The organism is Nonomuraea sp. B1E8, from assembly GCF_039871515.1.
In the GTDB taxonomy this organism is placed as follows: Bacteria; Actinomycetota; Actinomycetes; order Streptosporangiales; family Streptosporangiaceae; genus Nonomuraea.
The window spans coordinates 1-14,255 of sequence record NZ_JBDPLS010000026.1; the positions used below are offsets into that span (position 1 = coordinate 1).

Below are 14,255 nucleotides of genomic sequence, written 5' to 3' on the forward strand. Positions count from 1 at the left end.
CCGGTCCGCAGCAGCATCGCCAGGCATTCCTGGGTGTTGGCGCACCAAGCAGCCAGCGGATGGAAGCCGTACCCCTTCTTGAAGGTGGCCGAGGCGCCCTGTTTGTCGGAGTGGGCGGTGATGAGCGAGGCGTCCACGTCGATGACGATCCACCCGGTGAGCACCTTGCCGGCCACGACCAGCCAGGGGAAACCGGTCTCGGTGGCGGCGATCAGCTCCCACACGTGCCGCCGGACCCGTGCCCGTGCTCGGGCGAGCCTTTTGCGTAGCAGCCCATCAGCGCCGATGGGTTCCAGCGCCCGCCGGACGGTCGAGTCCGACGGCGGCGCGCCGAACAGCGGCTCGTGGTGGGCCAGCAGGGCGATCTGCCGCATGCTCGTCGCCCCGAGCGTGATCGCCATCGCGAGCTGCACCAGCACCACGCCCCGGTCCCACACCGGCGAGCCGCCCAGCCGGGCGAACACCCCGCCGAGTGCTCCGGTTAACCCCGTCCGGTCAGCGCATTTACGTAGGAGGACCGCTCCCGCGTGCCCGATGAGCCCCTTGCCGTCCCCCCATACAGACAAGCGGTGGTCCCATGCCGTACCGTTCACCCGGAAGGTGCGTCCGTTCTCGCGATGTGAGTGATCTAGACAGTCAGATCATCGCAGGTCGGAGGCACCTTCTTTACTTATGGATCATCAAGGCGAAATTCCGGCTGAATAGCCGAGGACAACCCAGAAGTGCTCCCCCAAAGGCGCGACAGACTCCTTCCCGATGACGCCAGGAGACAGCAGTCCGATAGAACAAGCCTCGCCTTCGTGGATAGCCGACGTGGTCACCGATCGTTGCTGCGAGGGCTCACGCGCCGTGGCGGGCGCTCACTACGCCCTCGGCCCGCCGGGCACGGCGGAACATCGGCATTCTCGACCCATGTGCGTCCTTCAGGCCAAGGATGTAGCCAAGCGCCTGCTCTGAACCCGGACGCCAGCGGTTGACCAGGGGGCATTAGGAAGATCTTCCTTGGTTCCACTGACAGAGCGTGTTTGCCTTGTCACGATGAGCGTATGCGTCGTGGTGATCTGACGAACGCCGAATGGGAACGACTGGCGCCGCTGCTGCCCCCGGAAGAGCTCCTACCCCTTGATGACAGACGCGGGCGCCCGCGGACCGGCCATCGGGCGGCGATCAACGGGATGCTCTATCAGGCCCGCACCGGGGAGCACTGGCGAGATCTGCCACAGCGGTTCGGATGCTGGGTCGCTATATATAAGCGTCACCGGCGGTGGGCGGCGGACGGGACCTGGCAACAGTTGTTGTCCGCGATCGAAGTCGTTCAGGGCACGAGCGCCCGAACGCCCAGCAATGCCTCGAGCCGTCGCCCCAAGCTGCGCGCCGTCCCGCCGCCGGCACCTCGGCGCAAGAAAGCGACCCCGAGCGACCCGGTGCTGGCGCGGCTCCGCGCCCACCTGGCGGAGGTCGTCGGCCAGAGGACCATGTAGGTCGCGTACGGCGGGTCAGGCCTCACCTCTCTATAGGGGAACGTTCTTCGGGGCCTGGGACGGCCGGCCTTCCACAGGAAGGGGGGCGGCGGCCGTGCAGCGGTCCCGCCGTCCCGAGTCGCCGCCCGAGGGGAACCCGCCTCGTTGCGCGGGCAACGAAATCCCGACAAACAGGGCCAATGAGGATGTATTGGGTCGGAACCTGAAAATCGCCTGAACGGAGGCGAGCATCTTAGACGGGGCAGGCTCCGATTCGGTTCCTGTGATCTAAGTCACGTTTTGCTGGCTACGTTATGTGTCAGGGCGCTAACGGAACTTTCGTTCCAGCAGCAACATGTCGCCCATACCCTGCAAAGACGTAACCTCTCGGTCACCATACGCGAAGATCTCTGATTGGTAACAGCCTGGTAACGGCGGTAGGGGTGCCTTCCGGATGTTCCAAACCGGGTTCCACCTGCGGAGATCACCACGCTATGTTCCTTGCTATCCCTTTACTGACGCATGGGACGCAGGTTGCGACCCACGACAGAGCAAGGAGCAGTTCCCTTGAAGCGCATTCTCATCCCCGCCGGTGGTGCCGTTCTCGCCACCGGTCTTCTGGCCGCCGGCCTCGCCGGTACGGCTCAGGCCGACAGCGACGTCGCCAAGGACAACATGGCGACCAGCGCGGCCAACGCGAAGGCCATCGCGAACTTCTGGGCGGAGAACAACGGCGCTGCCCTTAAGGCCGCCAAGCAGTCCGACGTCTGGACCAAGTCCGACGTCGCCAAGCTGCAGAGCAAGGGCGGCTACAGCTCGGACACCAAGCCGGGTTCGACCGCTCCGATCGGCCAGGAGAAGAAGTCCTCGTCGAAGACGCAGAACGTCAACTTCCCGAAGACCATCGGTAAGGTGTTCTTCGTCAACAGCAAGGGCGAGAAGAAGTGGTGCTCCGCCACTTCGATCCAGTCGAAGTACCGCAACCTGGTCGCCACGGCCGGTCACTGCGTGTACGACACCGCGACGAACTCCGCCACCATGGACAAGTGGGTCTTCGTCCCGGGTTACTACCAGGGCAAGTCCCCGTGGGGCATCTACGTCGGCAAGACCGCCTTCACCCACTACGACTTCGACGTGTACGAGGACTACGACCGCGACTACGCGTTCGTCACCGTGTACAACGGTGTCAAGCTGGACGCGAGCAAGTCCAAGAACGTGTCCAAGGAAGAGTGGGACAAGTACGAGGGCATCAAGGATGCCAAGGACGTCGAGGTCAGCAGGGAAGAGTTCCGCAAGGGCAAGCTCGACCCGAAGACCGCCGACTACTACTGGCGGAAGAAGGGCAGCCCGTCCGAGGCCACGGGTCCGGACTACCCCGGTGCCGAGGTGTCCAAGGTTGAGGTCACCCAGGCCCAGTACAAGGCCGCTCGCGTCGGCAAGGGCAACGGTCGCAAATTCGGCGAGCCCATCGTCGAGAACGTGACCTACCCCCAGGCCATCGCCTACCTCAAGAAGCAGGACCCGAACTGGGAGGTTGGCAAGCCGTTCCCGGCCCCGACCAAGGCGAACCCCGGTACCGTCAAGCTGGACCGGCGCGGCAACTCCACGATCACGCACTACTACGTGCAGGCGTGGTTCAAGCCCGGTTCCGACGCGAAGTACTACAAGACCGTCTTCTACATCATCGAGGACTTCGCCAAGGACGCGGGTCGTCTCGGTGACAACGTCGGCGGTCAGGGCTTCGCGTGGAACCAGCCCACCGGCAAGGCCGTCCGCGTGTTCGGCTACCCGGCCGCTCCTCACCCCGACGGCAACAAGAACTACACCGGCATTACGCCGAAGTGGTGCTACGGCAAGACCACGAAGAAGCTGGTCGGTTCGAAGGCCAAGAAGATCGAGGAGCACGTCGCCCTCAAGTGCGCCATGACCGAGGGCGCCGACGGTGGCCCGTGGCTGTACAAGTACAGCAACGCCAAGCGTCTCGGCTACGTGAACGGTGTCGTGAGCACCTTCAACGACCAGGACGGCAACGGCCGCGTTGACTACATCTCGTCGCCGTACTTCGACGGCGAGACCAACACCGTCTACAAGGCCGCTGCGGCCTCGTGGTCCGGCAAGGTCGTCTAAGTAACCCATAGCGACCGGCCCTAAACCGTTCGTCAGGCGTTACCAGCAAGGGGCTCGGCATCTGCCGGGCCCCTTCGCGTTTTCCGGCCCAGAAGTGAAGGCGTTTGGACGCATGGGGCCGCCAGATGGTGCCATGCATGCGTTGTGATCTGCATCACATAGGTTCGTCGGCCTCGATCCGCGTGGCCCTCGCGCCTCGCTGGTCACACTGACAACGCACTTATGTTGATCAGGGCAAACGACGACAAGGTGAGCTTCGCTCAGCTCCTGCGGTTCAGCCAGTTAAACATCACGAAACGATCACGCCCGACTTGTCGCAGCTTTTCCTACCAAAGCAGCTACCGGTCACCAAGATCGACACTGTATGTTCCTGGCTATCCCTTTACTGACGCATGGGACGCAAGAGGCGTTCCACGACAGCGCAAGGAGTCATTGTGAAGCGCATCCTCATCCCGGCTGGTGGCGTGGTTCTGGCCACCGGTCTTCTGGCTGCCGGCCTGGCCGGCACCGCTCAGGCCGCCGACCAGACCGTCGCCAGCGACGCTCTGGCGGCGAACGCCCAGAAGGCGGCCGAGACGCTCGAGTTCTGGACCAAGTCCAACAACGCTGCCCTCAAGGGTGCCGTGGCGTTCAGCCCCGACTCCCTCGAGGTCAAGAAGATCCAGAGCAGCGGCGGTTATTCCGCGGACACCAAGCCCGGTGAAACCAAGCCGATCGGCGAGGAGAGCAAGTCCTCCTCCAAGACCCAGAACGTCAACTTCCCGAAGTCCATCGGTAAGGTGTTCTTCGAGGGTCGCGACGGCAAGCTGTACTGGTGCTCGGGCACCTCGATCCAGTCGAAGTACCGCAACCTGGTCGCCACGGCCGGTCACTGCGTGTACGACATCAAGGCCAACCAGGAGACCGTGTCTCGCTGGGTCTTCGTCCCCGGTTACTACCAGGGCAAGGCTCCTTGGGGCGTCTACGTGGGTAAGCAGGCCTTCACCCACTACGACTTCGACGTGTACGAGGACTTCGACCGCGACTACGCGTTCGTCACCGTCTACGACGGCATCGGCGGCACGCTGAACAAGCCGAAGCAGGTCACCAAGGCCGAGTTCGACGCCTACAAGGGCGAGAAGGACGCCAAGGACGTCGAGGTCAGCAGGGAAGAGTTCCGCAAGGGCAAGCTCGACCCGAAGACCGCCGACTACTACTGGCGGCAGCCGGGCAGCCCGTCCGAGGCCACCGGTCCGGACTACCCCGGCGCCGAGGTGTCCAAGGTTGAGGTCACCGAGGCCGTGTACAAGGCCGCCCGCGTCGGCAAGGGCAACAATCGCAAGTTCGGCGAGCCCATCGTCGAGAACGTGACCTACCCCCAGGCCATCGCGTACCTCAAGAAGCAGGACCCGAACTGGGAGGTTGGCAAGCCGTTCCCGGCGCCGACCGAGGAGTACCCCGGTACCGTCAAGCTGGACCGTCGGGGCAACTCCACGATCACGCACTACTACGTGCAGGCGTGGTTCAAGCCCGGCTCTGACAAGAAGTTCTTCCGCACCGACTTCTTCATCATCGTTCACGAGGTGAAGAGCGTCGGCAAGCTGGGCGACAACGTTGGTGGCCAGGGCTTCGCGTGGAACCAGGCGCCCGGCCAGACGGTCCGGACGTTCGGTTACCCGCAGGGCGCGCACCCCGACGGCAACAAGGCCTACACGGGCGTTACGCCGAAGTGGTGCTACGGCAAGACCAGCAAGAACAGCTACAAGATCGCCCAGTACCGGGTCGAGGAGCAGGTGGCGCTGAAGTGCGCCGTCACCGGTGGCTACGCCGGTGGCCCGTGGCTGTCCAAGTACAGCAACGCGAAGCGCCTCGGCTACGTGAACGGTGTCACCAGCCTGATCGTCGACAGCGACGACAACAAGCGCTACGACACCATCACCTCGGCGTACTTCGACGGCGAGGCCAACACGGTCTACAAGGCCGCTGCGGCCGCGTGGTCCGGCAAGCTCATCCCGTAGTTCGCTGCGGACCCCGAACGAGGACTCGTCTTCGTTCACCAGCATGACCAGAGGGCTCGGCATCCAGCCGGGCCCTCTGCCCTTTTTCAGCGTAAAAACCGTGATTCCCCTTACAAGAGTGACTCAAGGGTCGATAGGGTTCTTACGCCCGTTTTGACAACTGTGGAGCCTCCCGTGAAGCGCCTGCTCATCCCCCTAGCCGCCGCCGGCCTGAGCGCCGTGACCCTTGCCGCGCCCGCCAGCGCCCAGCCGCACTGGGCGTCCGACGACCTCCAGCCCAAGCCCGCCGACGCGTACGGCGCCGCCTTCTTCTGGCTCGACTCCAACGGAGCCGCGCTGAAGAAGGCCACCCAGTACAACCTGGACACCAAGAGCCCGCCGAAGCTGGTGAGCTCGGGCGGCGGCAGCAGCTCGTCCGACGGCAAGCCCGGGAGCACCGCCCCGACCGGCACCACCAAGAGCTCGGCCAAGGTGTCGAACGTCAACCTGCCCAAGACCGTCGGCAAGGTCTTCTTCCTCGACAAGGCCGGCCGCTACCGCTGGTGCACGGCCACGTCCATCCAGTCCAGGAACCGCAACCTGGTCGCCACCGCCGGGCACTGCGTGTTCGAGAACGGCAAGGACGACGTCTACGACAAGTGGATCTTCGTCCCGGGTTACTACCAGGGCAAGGCCCCCTGGGGCGTCTACGTCGGCGCGTACGCCTTCACCGCGTACGACCTCGACACCTACGACGACTACGACGGCGACTACGCCTTCGTCGCCGTGCACAACGGCTTCGGCCTCGGCCCGGACAAGCGCGTCAGCGCCAAGGAGTTCAAGGCCTGGGCCGGCGACAAGTGGGTGAAGCCGCGCGAGATCAGCCGCGAGGAGTACGTCAAGTGCGTGCTGAACCTCGGCGACTGCTGGTCCGAGGGCAAGAATACGCCGGCTGACCTGGTCGGCCCCGACTACCCCGGTGCCGTCCTCGAGAAGGTCGAGGTCAGCGCGGCCAAGTACAAGGCCGCCAGGGTCGGCAAGGGCCAGGGCTTCAAGTTCGGTGAGCCCGTCGTCGAGCATGTCACGCAGCCCAAGTGGGACGCCTACAACGGCCCCGGCGACAAGGGCAAGGGCCCCGACGTCCTCGGCAACTACAAGATCACCCACTACTACGTGCAGAAGTGGGTCAAGCCCGGCACGTCCCGTAAGTACTACGAGGCGCAGTACATGATCGGCGTCGCCAGGGACATGGGCCGGCTCGGCGACACCGTCGGCGGTCAGGGCTTCGCCTGGAACCAGCCGCTGAACCAGACGGTCATGGCCTTCGGCTACCCCTCCGCCCCGCACCCCGACGGCGACAAGCCCTTCACGGGTGTGACGCCGAAGCACTGCTACGGCAAGACCGGCACCAAGAAGTATCAGGTCAACATGTTCAGGGTCGACACGCACCAGGTGCTCAAGTGCTCGATGACCCCCGGCGCCGACGGCGGCCCGTGGCTCATGAAGTACAGCAACGCCAAGCGCGTGGGCTACGTCAACGGCGTGACGAGCATGTTCCACGACACCGACAAGAACGGCCGGATCGACTACATCAGCTCGGCCGTCTTCGACAGTGAGACGGCCGACGTGTACAACAAGGCCAACTTCGCGACCACCAAGAAGATCGTCGGCCCGAACGGCGAGCTTCTCAAGTAAGAGACACAGCGCGACGGCCCGGATCGCCCGTGAGGGCGGTCCGGGCCGTTCCGTGTTCGGAGCGAGCGCCGTGACAACGGCGGGTTCAGACGGCGGTGGACAGCTCGCGCTCGCGCAGCGCCCGCACGGGCCGCTCGTTGCGGTAGGGCTTCAGGCGCCGCCGGAGGTCGTCGGCGTAGGAGCGGGACCTGGCCGACTGCAGCTCGCCCGACAACGCCAGCGCATCCGACGCGACCTGGCAGGCCTCCTCCAGCTCGCCCGACTGCAGCAGGCCGGCGGCCAGCAGCGACAGGTTGAACATCCGCCCCCGCACGTAGCGGGAGTCCATGTCGAGCGAGCGGTGCGCGTGGCGGACGACCTGCTCGCCCTCCCCCAGGTCGCGAAAGCAGTGGGCGAACTTGGCCGACAGGTAGGCCTCGTCGAAGTAGCTCAGCCACGGGGGCTCGTCGGCGGGCCTGCGGGCGTCGAAGGCGCGCTCCGCCTCGTTGAGCGAGGCGGAGCAGGAGCGGGTGTCGCCCATGCCGGCGTGAGCGTGGGCCTCCAGGACCTGCGAGGAGGCCAGCAGGGTCTTGACGCCGGCGTTGCGGGCCGCCATCTGGGCGGCCCGGGCCAGGTCGAGTGCGTGCGCCGGCTGGCCCATGTAGATGGCCTGGTGGGCCATGCCGGCCAGGATCTCGCCGCCCAGGGTCTGGTCGTCGGCGCCCCTGGCCAGGCGCAGGGCCTGGATGAGGTAGCGCTGGGCGAGGCCGTGCTGCTCCATGTCGTAGGCCATCCACCCGGCCAGCCGGGTCAGCTCGGCGGCCGCGGAGGCCAGCTGCCTGCCGGTGGCCTCGTCGTAGGAGCCGTCCTTGAGCAGCGGCGAGACGGCGTTGTCGAGGTATCTCACCACGGACGAGCGGACGCGGCCGCTGCCGAAGCGGTTGTCGAGCTCACCGAACGATCGGGTGACCTCGCGGATGGCGACGATGTCCGCGCGGCCCACCCGCCGCGCTCCCATGCCGCTCGGGCGTCCCTCGGTGGGGGACGTCAGCCAGCGTATGGCTCCTACGGAGCCGGCTCCGATCGCGAATGTCGAGTCGATCAGGAACCTTCGTCGCTCTACATCGGCACGCCATAGCGCCGTCACGGTCGCGACCCCCTCCTGCCAGGTGTGCGTGAACTCCTGTCCGAGATCGAGGGGGGAGATGGCCGGCATGCCCAGGTCGTCGGAGGTGACCCGTCTGCCCAGCCGTAGCGCGAAGATCTCGCTGAGCAGACTCGGCACGGGATCGCGCGGCTTCTGGCCGCTGATCCAGCGCAGCACGGAACTGTGGTCGTACTTGAGGCCTGGTGTCCCGCGTGCGGCTCCCAGATCGTTGAGACGTCTGGCCAGTCCCTTATGGGAGAACCCCGCCTCCGCGATGAGTTGCTGCAGCAGACGGTTAGGCTCGCGTTCCATCGCTCTCCTCGTTGCAGGAGCCGGCGCCCACAATCTTTACAGAGAGCTACAGTTATAGCACCTAGCGTAAAAAGAATATGGCAGTTCGCTGACCTCGACCAGACTCCGTCCCGCACCCGGCCCGGCGGTGACCCCCTCCTCCTGGAGAGGATCGCCACCACCCGCCGTCGCGGGAGATGGCCGCAGCAACAAGAGAGCGGGGGCCGTCGGGCCCCCGCTCTCAAGAGTTGCCGCAGGTCAGGCGCGGGCGACGCCGTCGGCGCGGGCCTGGGCGGCCACGGCGGCCGTCACGGCGGGCGCGACCCGGTCGTCGAACGGGCTCGGGATGACGTACGTCGCCGACAGGTCGTCACTGACGACGGTCGCGAGCGCGGTGGCCGCGGCCACCTTCATGTTCTCCGTGATGGTCGTGGCGCGCACGTCGAGGGCGCCGCGGAAGACGCCGGGGAAGGCCAGCACGTTGTTGATCTGGTTGGGGTGGTCGGAGCGCCCGGTGGCGACGACGGCGACGTGTTTGGCGGCCACGTCGGGCTCGACCTCGGGCGTCGGGTTGGACAGCGCGAACACGACGGCCTCGGGAGCCATGGACGCGATGGCCTGCTCCGGCACCGTCGACCCCGACAGCCCGATGAACACGTCGGCGCCCGCGAGGGCGTCCTCCGTCGACCCGGTGTGCCCGGCCCGGTTGGTCTGGCGGGCGAGCGCCTCCTTGACCGGGTTGAGGCCCTCCCGGCCCTCGTAGATCATGCCCTTGGAGTCGGCGACGGCGATGTCGCCGACACCCGCCTCCAGGAGGATCTTGGTGACCGCGACGCCGGAGGCGCCCGCGCCGGCCACCACGGCGCGCAGGTCGCCGAGCGCGCGGCCGGTCAGGCGGGCGGCGTTCTGGAGCGCGGCGAGCACCACGATGGCGGTGCCGTGCTGGTCGTCGTGGAAGACGGGGATGTCGAGCAGGTCGCGCAGCCGGTCTTCGACCTCGAAGCAGCGCGGGGCGCTGATGTCCTCCAGGTTGATGCCGCCGAACGAGGGCGCGAGCCGCACGACGGTCTCGACGAGCGCGTCGACGTCGGTGCAGTCGAGGCAGATCGGCACGGCGTCGACGCCGGCGAACTCCTTGAACAGCAGGGCCTTGCCCTCCATGACCGGCATGGCGGCCGAAGGGCCGATGTCGCCCAGGCCGAGCACGGCGGTGCCGTCGGAGACGACGGCGACCACGTTGGGGACCCAGGTGTAGTCGCCGGCCAGCGCGGGATTCTCGGCGATCGCGGTGCAGACCCGGGCGACGCCGGGCGTGTAGGCCAGCGACAGGTCATCGGCGTCACGGACGGGAACGGTGGAACGGACCTCGAGCTTGCCCCCGCGATGCAGCGCGAAAGCAGGATCGGCGTCGAGCGTGTCAAGAGAAGAAGAAGATGCGGGCGTGGCAGCCACAACGACCCCTGTGTTGATCGGTAGCGGAAGAGACCTTCGGCGGACGAGCGCGAGCGGGCTGGCCTCGGTAGCTGCCAGGATCCCCTCGTCGGTCGTCTCGGAGGGGTGTACGGGGGTGACCCGTGTGCCCATCTTGCCACATGGTGAGATGGTGTCGGCGCCGACGCCGTTCCGTTGACGCATCGTTAAATCACAGATGACGTACCTGCACAAAACCCCATTTAAACTGCACAAAACGCAAGTTTCGTGGCTTTTCACTCCTAGGAGGCCGTTCATGGCCCTCAGCCTCAAAGGCCGCCGTGGCTACGCCGCCGGCGCGCTCGCCCTGACCGCCGCTCTCGCACTGACAGCGTGCGGCAGCGAATCCGGCTCGAGCTCCGGCACCACGAGCGCCAGCGCCTCCGCGGCCGGTGGCGCCCAACTCGTCCAGCCGGGCAAACTCACCGTCTGCACCAACATCCCGTACGAACCCTTCCAGTTCAAGGACGACACCGGCAAGATCGTCGGGTTCGACGTGGACATCGTCGACCTCGCCGCGAAGAAGCTCGGCGTGACCCAGAACATCGTGGACATCGACTTCGCGGTGATCAAGAGCGGCGCCGCCATGGCCGCCAAGAAGTGCGACGTGGCCGCCGCCGGCATGACCATCACCCCGGAGCGCCAGCAGAACATCACCTTCTCCGACCCGTACTTCGACGCCACGCAGGCGCTGCTGGCCAAGAAGGGCACGGGCGCCACGTCGCTGGAGGACGTCAAGGCCAAGGGGCTCAAGCTGGGCGCGCAGGCCAGCACCACCGGCCTCGACTACGTCAAGAAGAACGGCCACAACCCGACCGAGTACGCCGACTCGTCCAAGGAACTGCTCGCCCTGCAGGCCGGCCAGGCCGACGTGATCGTCCAGGACCTGCCCGTCGTGCTCACCTGGCTGAAGAAGCCCGAGATCGCGGCCAAGTTCGAGATGATCGCCAGCCTCGACACCGGCGAGCAGTACGGCATCGGCCTGAAGAAGGACGCCGACCCGGTGCTCCTCAAGACGATCAACGAAGAGATCGCCAAGGCCAAGCAGGACGGCACGTACGAGAAGATCTTCGTGAAGTGGTTCGACAAGAAGCCGGGCGAGCTGAGCTGATCCATGGCCGACCAGCCGACGACGGCTGAGCCTGTCCGCGCCAGGCTCAGCCCCCGGAAGAAACAGCAGATCAGCCGCGGCGTCCAGTACGCCATCCTGGTCGTGGCGCTCGTCGCCGTGGCGCTGTACGCCGACTGGGGCAGCCTCGCCGAGAACTTCGCCAAGGTTCAGGTGGCCGAGCAGGCGCTGCCCGACCTCTTCACCATCGCGCTGCGCAACACGATCATCTACGCCGTCGGAGGGTTCCTCTTCGCGTTCGTGCTCGGCCTGGTGCTCGCGCTCATGCGGCTCTCCCAGGTCAAGCCCTACCGATGGATCGCGATCCTCTACATCGAGATCTTCCGCGGCCTGCCCGCGCTGCTGATCTTCCTGATGATCACCTTCCTGCCGCTGGCGCTGCCCGGGTTCGAGGTGCCGTTCGGCACCTACGGCCAGGGCATCCTGGGGCTCGGCCTGGTCGGCGCCGCCTACCAGGCGGAGGTGTTCCGTGCCGGGCTGCAGGCCGTGCCCAAGGGGCAGACCGAGGCCGCCAGGTCGCTGGGCATGTCGGCGACCAGGGCACAGGTCACGGTGGTGATCCCCCAGGCCGTGCGCATGGTCATCCCGCCGACGACCAACCAGTTCGTCTCCCTGCTCAAGGACTCGTCGCTGGTGTTGTTCCTGGGCGTCTCCGGCGAATATGTCGAGCTGGCCAAGTTCGGCAACGACCTGGCCTCCCAGTACGCCAACGCCACGCCCATCATGGTGGCGGGCGTGACGTACCTGATCGTCACGATCCCGCTGGGATACCTCGCGTCCCGGCTGGAGGGACGTAAGGGGAGGAACCGATGACGCACGCCATCGAGCTCAGGAACCTGCACAAATACTTCGGCAAGAACGAAGTGCTCAAGGGCATCGACATGACGGTCGAGCCCGGGCAGGTGGTCTGCGTGATCGGCCCTTCGGGATCGGGCAAATCCACCCTGCTGCGCTGCGTCAACCTGCTGGAGCAGCCCACCAAGGGCAAGGTGTTCGTGGAGGGCACCGAGGTCACCGACCCTGACGTCGACATCGACGCCGTACGCCGCCGCATCGGCATGGTCTTCCAGCAGTTCAACCTCTTCCCCCACATGACCGCGCTGCAGAACGTGATGATCGCCCAGCAGCGGGTGCTGAAGCGCGGCAAGCGCGAGGCCGAGGTCACCGCCAGGGAGAACCTCGCCAAGGTCGGCGTCGGCGAGAAGTGCGACTCGCTGCCCGGCCAGCTCTCGGGCGGGCAGCAGCAGCGGGTGGCCATCGCGCGGGCGCTGGCCATGGACCCCAGCCTGATGTTGTTCGACGAGCCGACCTCGGCGCTCGACCCCGAACTGGTCGGCGACGTGCTGACCGTCATGCGCAAGCTGGCCGAGGAGGGGATGACCATGCTCGTGGTCACCCACGAGATGGGCTTCGCCCGCGAGGTGGCCGACCGGGTGGTGTTCATGGACGGCGGCGTGGTCGTCGAGGACGGCCCTCCGTCGCAGGTCATCGGCGACCCGCGGCACGAGCGCACCCAGGCGTTCCTGCACCGGGTGCTGCACCCCGAGGGATAGCCGCGACCGGCGGGGCGTCTCACCGAGCCGCCCCGCCGCCCCGGCGGCCATGGTGTAATGAACCAGGATGGACCTGACCTCTTACGCCGAGTGGGCTGTCCGGCTGGCCGACGATCCCGCCCCGCCGCCCGACCTCGCCCGCCTGCGCGACGAGCTGGCCGCCGTGTTCGACGCGGCCGGCGACGACCGGCGGGTGGTCGCGCTGCTCAACACCCTGCTCGTGCGCTATCCCGTACGCCCTCAGCTCTCCGACCACGACGGCCGGCCCTGGCATCTCCACCTGGCCGACGACTACGCCGCCTGCGCCGTGATGGGCCTGGCCGCGGTCGTGGCCGAGCTGGGCGTCGACCGGCTCGGCCGGTGCCTCGACCCGCGCTGCGGCAAGGCGTTCCTCGACACCTCGTCCAACCGCTCGCGCCGCTACTGCTCGGCCCGCTGCGCCAGCCGCGCGAACGTGGCCGCCTTCCGCGCCCGCCGCAAGAACGCCTCCTGACTCACCGCACCGGCGAGCGTGCCCGGCGCCCCGGCGGCCAGTAGCGCAGCACCACCCGGCCGACGATGTCGCGAACGGGGCCGAAGTCCCAGCTGTCGCGCCGGCCACTGGCCCGCTGGTTGTCGCTCTCCAGCCACCAGCCGTCCGCCCCGTGCCACTGCGCCCGTTTCACGATGAGGCGTTCGGGGTCGCCGGGGAGCCTGGCCACCACGAGGTCCCCTGGGCGCACGGTCGCGCCGCGCCGGACGAGAAGCCAGTCTCCCGGCGCCAGCGCCGGACGCATCGAATCGCCTTCGACACGCACTCTCATGGGCTGCGACCCCCTACTCCACGGGCACTGGGACCCGAGTAAGGTCGGTTGTGGACCAAGCTGATTCAGCATCAAGGAAGGACTTTCCGATGCTCGCACGACTGCTACGACCCAAGCATGTCGCATCCGCACACTGCGACCTGCCCTGCGGGGTCTACGACCCCGCCCAGGCCCGCATCGAGGCCGAGTCGGTCAAGGCGATCATGGAGAAGTACGCGGCCAACGAGGACCCGGTCTTCCGGGCCCGCGCGGTGACCATCAAGGAGGAGCGCGCGGAGCTGGTCAAGCACCACCTCTGGGTGCTCTGGACCGACTACTTCAAGCCGCCGCACCTCGAGCAGTATCCTCAGCTTCACCAGCTGTTCTGGGACGCGACAAAGCTCGCGGGCGCCGCCGGCGCCAAGGGCACGGTCGACGTCGGCAAGGCCGAGGATCTGCTGGGCAAGATCGACGAGATCTCCAAGATCTTCTGGGAGACCAAGGCCGCCTAAAACGGCGCCTAAGGCTCTGCGCGGTCAGCCGCCGCGCGGAGCCTTTTCCATTGATGGCGAGTCTGAAGCGTCCAAGCACCGCTCGGGGGCGGTAAGTTGCAGTTGGCGTCGGATACGGTGGGGCGCGGTCAGCG

General features: G+C 66.7%; 13 protein-coding genes. 9 read left to right on the top strand and 4 right to left on the bottom strand.

Going from position 1 to position 14,255, the window contains the following annotated elements:
• The coding region (locus ABGA98_RS44220) for a transposase (RefSeq protein ID WP_347624484.1) at positions 1-566 on the bottom strand (566 nt) is incomplete at its 3' end.
• Between the two features lie 480 nt (positions 567-1,046).
• On the opposite strand from ABGA98_RS44220, the gene ABGA98_RS44225 reads away from it, so the two are divergent.
• The 4 genes from ABGA98_RS44225 to ABGA98_RS44240 all read left to right on the top strand — a co-directional run bounded on the left by ABGA98_RS44225 (position 1,047) and on the right by ABGA98_RS44240 (position 7,258).
• Positions 1,047-1,481: a transposase gene (locus tag ABGA98_RS44225; protein WP_347624485.1), complete on the top strand. Its 435-nt coding sequence runs from the start codon at positions 1,047-1,049 to the stop codon at positions 1,479-1,481.
• Between the two features lie 546 nt (positions 1,482-2,027).
• Positions 2,028-3,587 carry a hypothetical protein gene (locus ABGA98_RS44230; RefSeq protein WP_347624486.1) on the top strand — a complete coding sequence of 520 codons (1,560 nt, stop codon included), beginning with the start codon at positions 2,028-2,030 and terminating at the stop codon, positions 3,585-3,587.
• A 434-nt stretch (positions 3,588-4,021) separates the two neighbouring features.
• Positions 4,022-5,584 (top strand): hypothetical protein, encoded by a 1,563-nt coding sequence (locus tag ABGA98_RS44235; RefSeq protein ID WP_347624487.1) that lies wholly within the window; start codon positions 4,022-4,024, stop codon positions 5,582-5,584.
• A gap of 174 nt (positions 5,585-5,758) precedes the next feature.
• Positions 5,759-7,258 carry a hypothetical protein gene (locus tag ABGA98_RS44240; RefSeq protein ID WP_347624488.1) on the top strand — a complete coding sequence of 500 codons (1,500 nt, stop codon included), beginning with the start codon at positions 5,759-5,761 and terminating at the stop codon, positions 7,256-7,258.
• 85 nt (positions 7,259-7,343) lie between these two features.
• Here the strand turns inward: ABGA98_RS44240 and ABGA98_RS44245 are convergent, their stop codons facing one another.
• Both ABGA98_RS44245 and ABGA98_RS44250 read right to left on the bottom strand, forming a co-directional pair.
• Complete coding sequence (locus ABGA98_RS44245) at positions 7,344-8,696, bottom strand: hypothetical protein (RefSeq protein WP_347624489.1); 1,353 nt, start codon at positions 8,694-8,696, stop codon at positions 7,344-7,346.
• 237 nt (positions 8,697-8,933) lie between these two features.
• Positions 8,934-10,127: an NADP-dependent malic enzyme gene (locus ABGA98_RS44250; RefSeq protein WP_347624490.1), complete on the bottom strand. Its 1,194-nt coding sequence runs from the start codon at positions 10,125-10,127 to the stop codon at positions 8,934-8,936.
• Positions 10,128-10,401: 274 nt separating this feature from the next.
• On the opposite strand from ABGA98_RS44250, the gene ABGA98_RS44255 reads away from it, so the two are divergent.
• The 4 genes from ABGA98_RS44255 (at position 10,402) to ABGA98_RS44270 (ending at position 13,320) form a co-directional block, all read left to right on the top strand.
• Entirely contained in the window at positions 10,402-11,256 is an 855-nt protein-coding gene (locus ABGA98_RS44255; protein WP_347624491.1) for an ABC transporter substrate-binding protein, read from the top strand.
• A gap of 3 nt (positions 11,257-11,259) precedes the next feature.
• A complete protein-coding gene (locus tag ABGA98_RS44260; protein WP_347624492.1) occupies positions 11,260-12,087 on the top strand; it encodes an amino acid ABC transporter permease in 828 nt (275 codons plus the stop codon).
• Positions 12,084-12,827, top strand: coding sequence for an amino acid ABC transporter ATP-binding protein (locus ABGA98_RS44265; protein WP_347624493.1), 744 nt, complete (start codon positions 12,084-12,086; stop codon positions 12,825-12,827). Before ABGA98_RS44260 ends, ABGA98_RS44265 begins: the two co-directional genes overlap by 4 nt.
• A 67-nt stretch (positions 12,828-12,894) precedes the next feature.
• Positions 12,895-13,320 (top strand): CGNR zinc finger domain-containing protein, encoded by a 426-nt coding sequence (locus ABGA98_RS44270; RefSeq protein ID WP_347624494.1) that lies wholly within the window; start codon positions 12,895-12,897, stop codon positions 13,318-13,320.
• A 1-nt stretch (position 13,321) separates the two neighbouring features.
• Here ABGA98_RS44270 and ABGA98_RS44275 read toward each other — a convergent pair whose 3' ends face one another.
• Positions 13,322-13,756, bottom strand: coding sequence for a S24 family peptidase (locus ABGA98_RS44275; protein ID WP_347624495.1), 435 nt, complete (start codon positions 13,754-13,756; stop codon positions 13,322-13,324).
• On the opposite strand from ABGA98_RS44275, the gene sodN reads away from it, so the two are divergent.
• Positions 13,720-14,121, top strand: coding sequence for a superoxide dismutase, Ni (sodN, locus tag ABGA98_RS44280; RefSeq protein ID WP_132331356.1), 402 nt, complete (start codon positions 13,720-13,722; stop codon positions 14,119-14,121). The genes ABGA98_RS44275 and sodN overlap by 37 nt on opposite strands.
• Positions 14,122-14,255: the final 134 nt, after the last annotated feature.

Bases quoted from the DNA above. Each gene is read 5' to 3' on its own strand.
- ABGA98_RS44225 (WP_347624485.1), top strand. From the start codon at position 1,047: ATGCGTCGTGGTGATCTGACGAACGCCGAATGGGAACGACTGGCGCCG.
- ABGA98_RS44245 (WP_347624489.1), bottom strand. From the start codon at position 8,696: ATGGAACGCGAGCCTAACCGTCTGCTGCAGCAACTCATCGCGGAGGCG.
- ABGA98_RS44255 (WP_347624491.1), top strand. From the start codon at position 10,402: ATGGCCCTCAGCCTCAAAGGCCGCCGTGGCTACGCCGCCGGCGCGCTC.
- ABGA98_RS44260 (WP_347624492.1), top strand. From the start codon at position 11,260: ATGGCCGACCAGCCGACGACGGCTGAGCCTGTCCGCGCCAGGCTCAGC.
- ABGA98_RS44265 (WP_347624493.1), top strand. From the start codon at position 12,084: ATGACGCACGCCATCGAGCTCAGGAACCTGCACAAATACTTCGGCAAG.
- ABGA98_RS44270 (WP_347624494.1), top strand. From the start codon at position 12,895: ATGGACCTGACCTCTTACGCCGAGTGGGCTGTCCGGCTGGCCGACGAT.
- sodN (WP_132331356.1), top strand. From the start codon at position 13,720: ATGCTCGCACGACTGCTACGACCCAAGCATGTCGCATCCGCACACTGC.
- ABGA98_RS44275 (WP_347624495.1), bottom strand. From the start codon at position 13,756: ATGCGACATGCTTGGGTCGTAGCAGTCGTGCGAGCATCGGAAAGTCCT.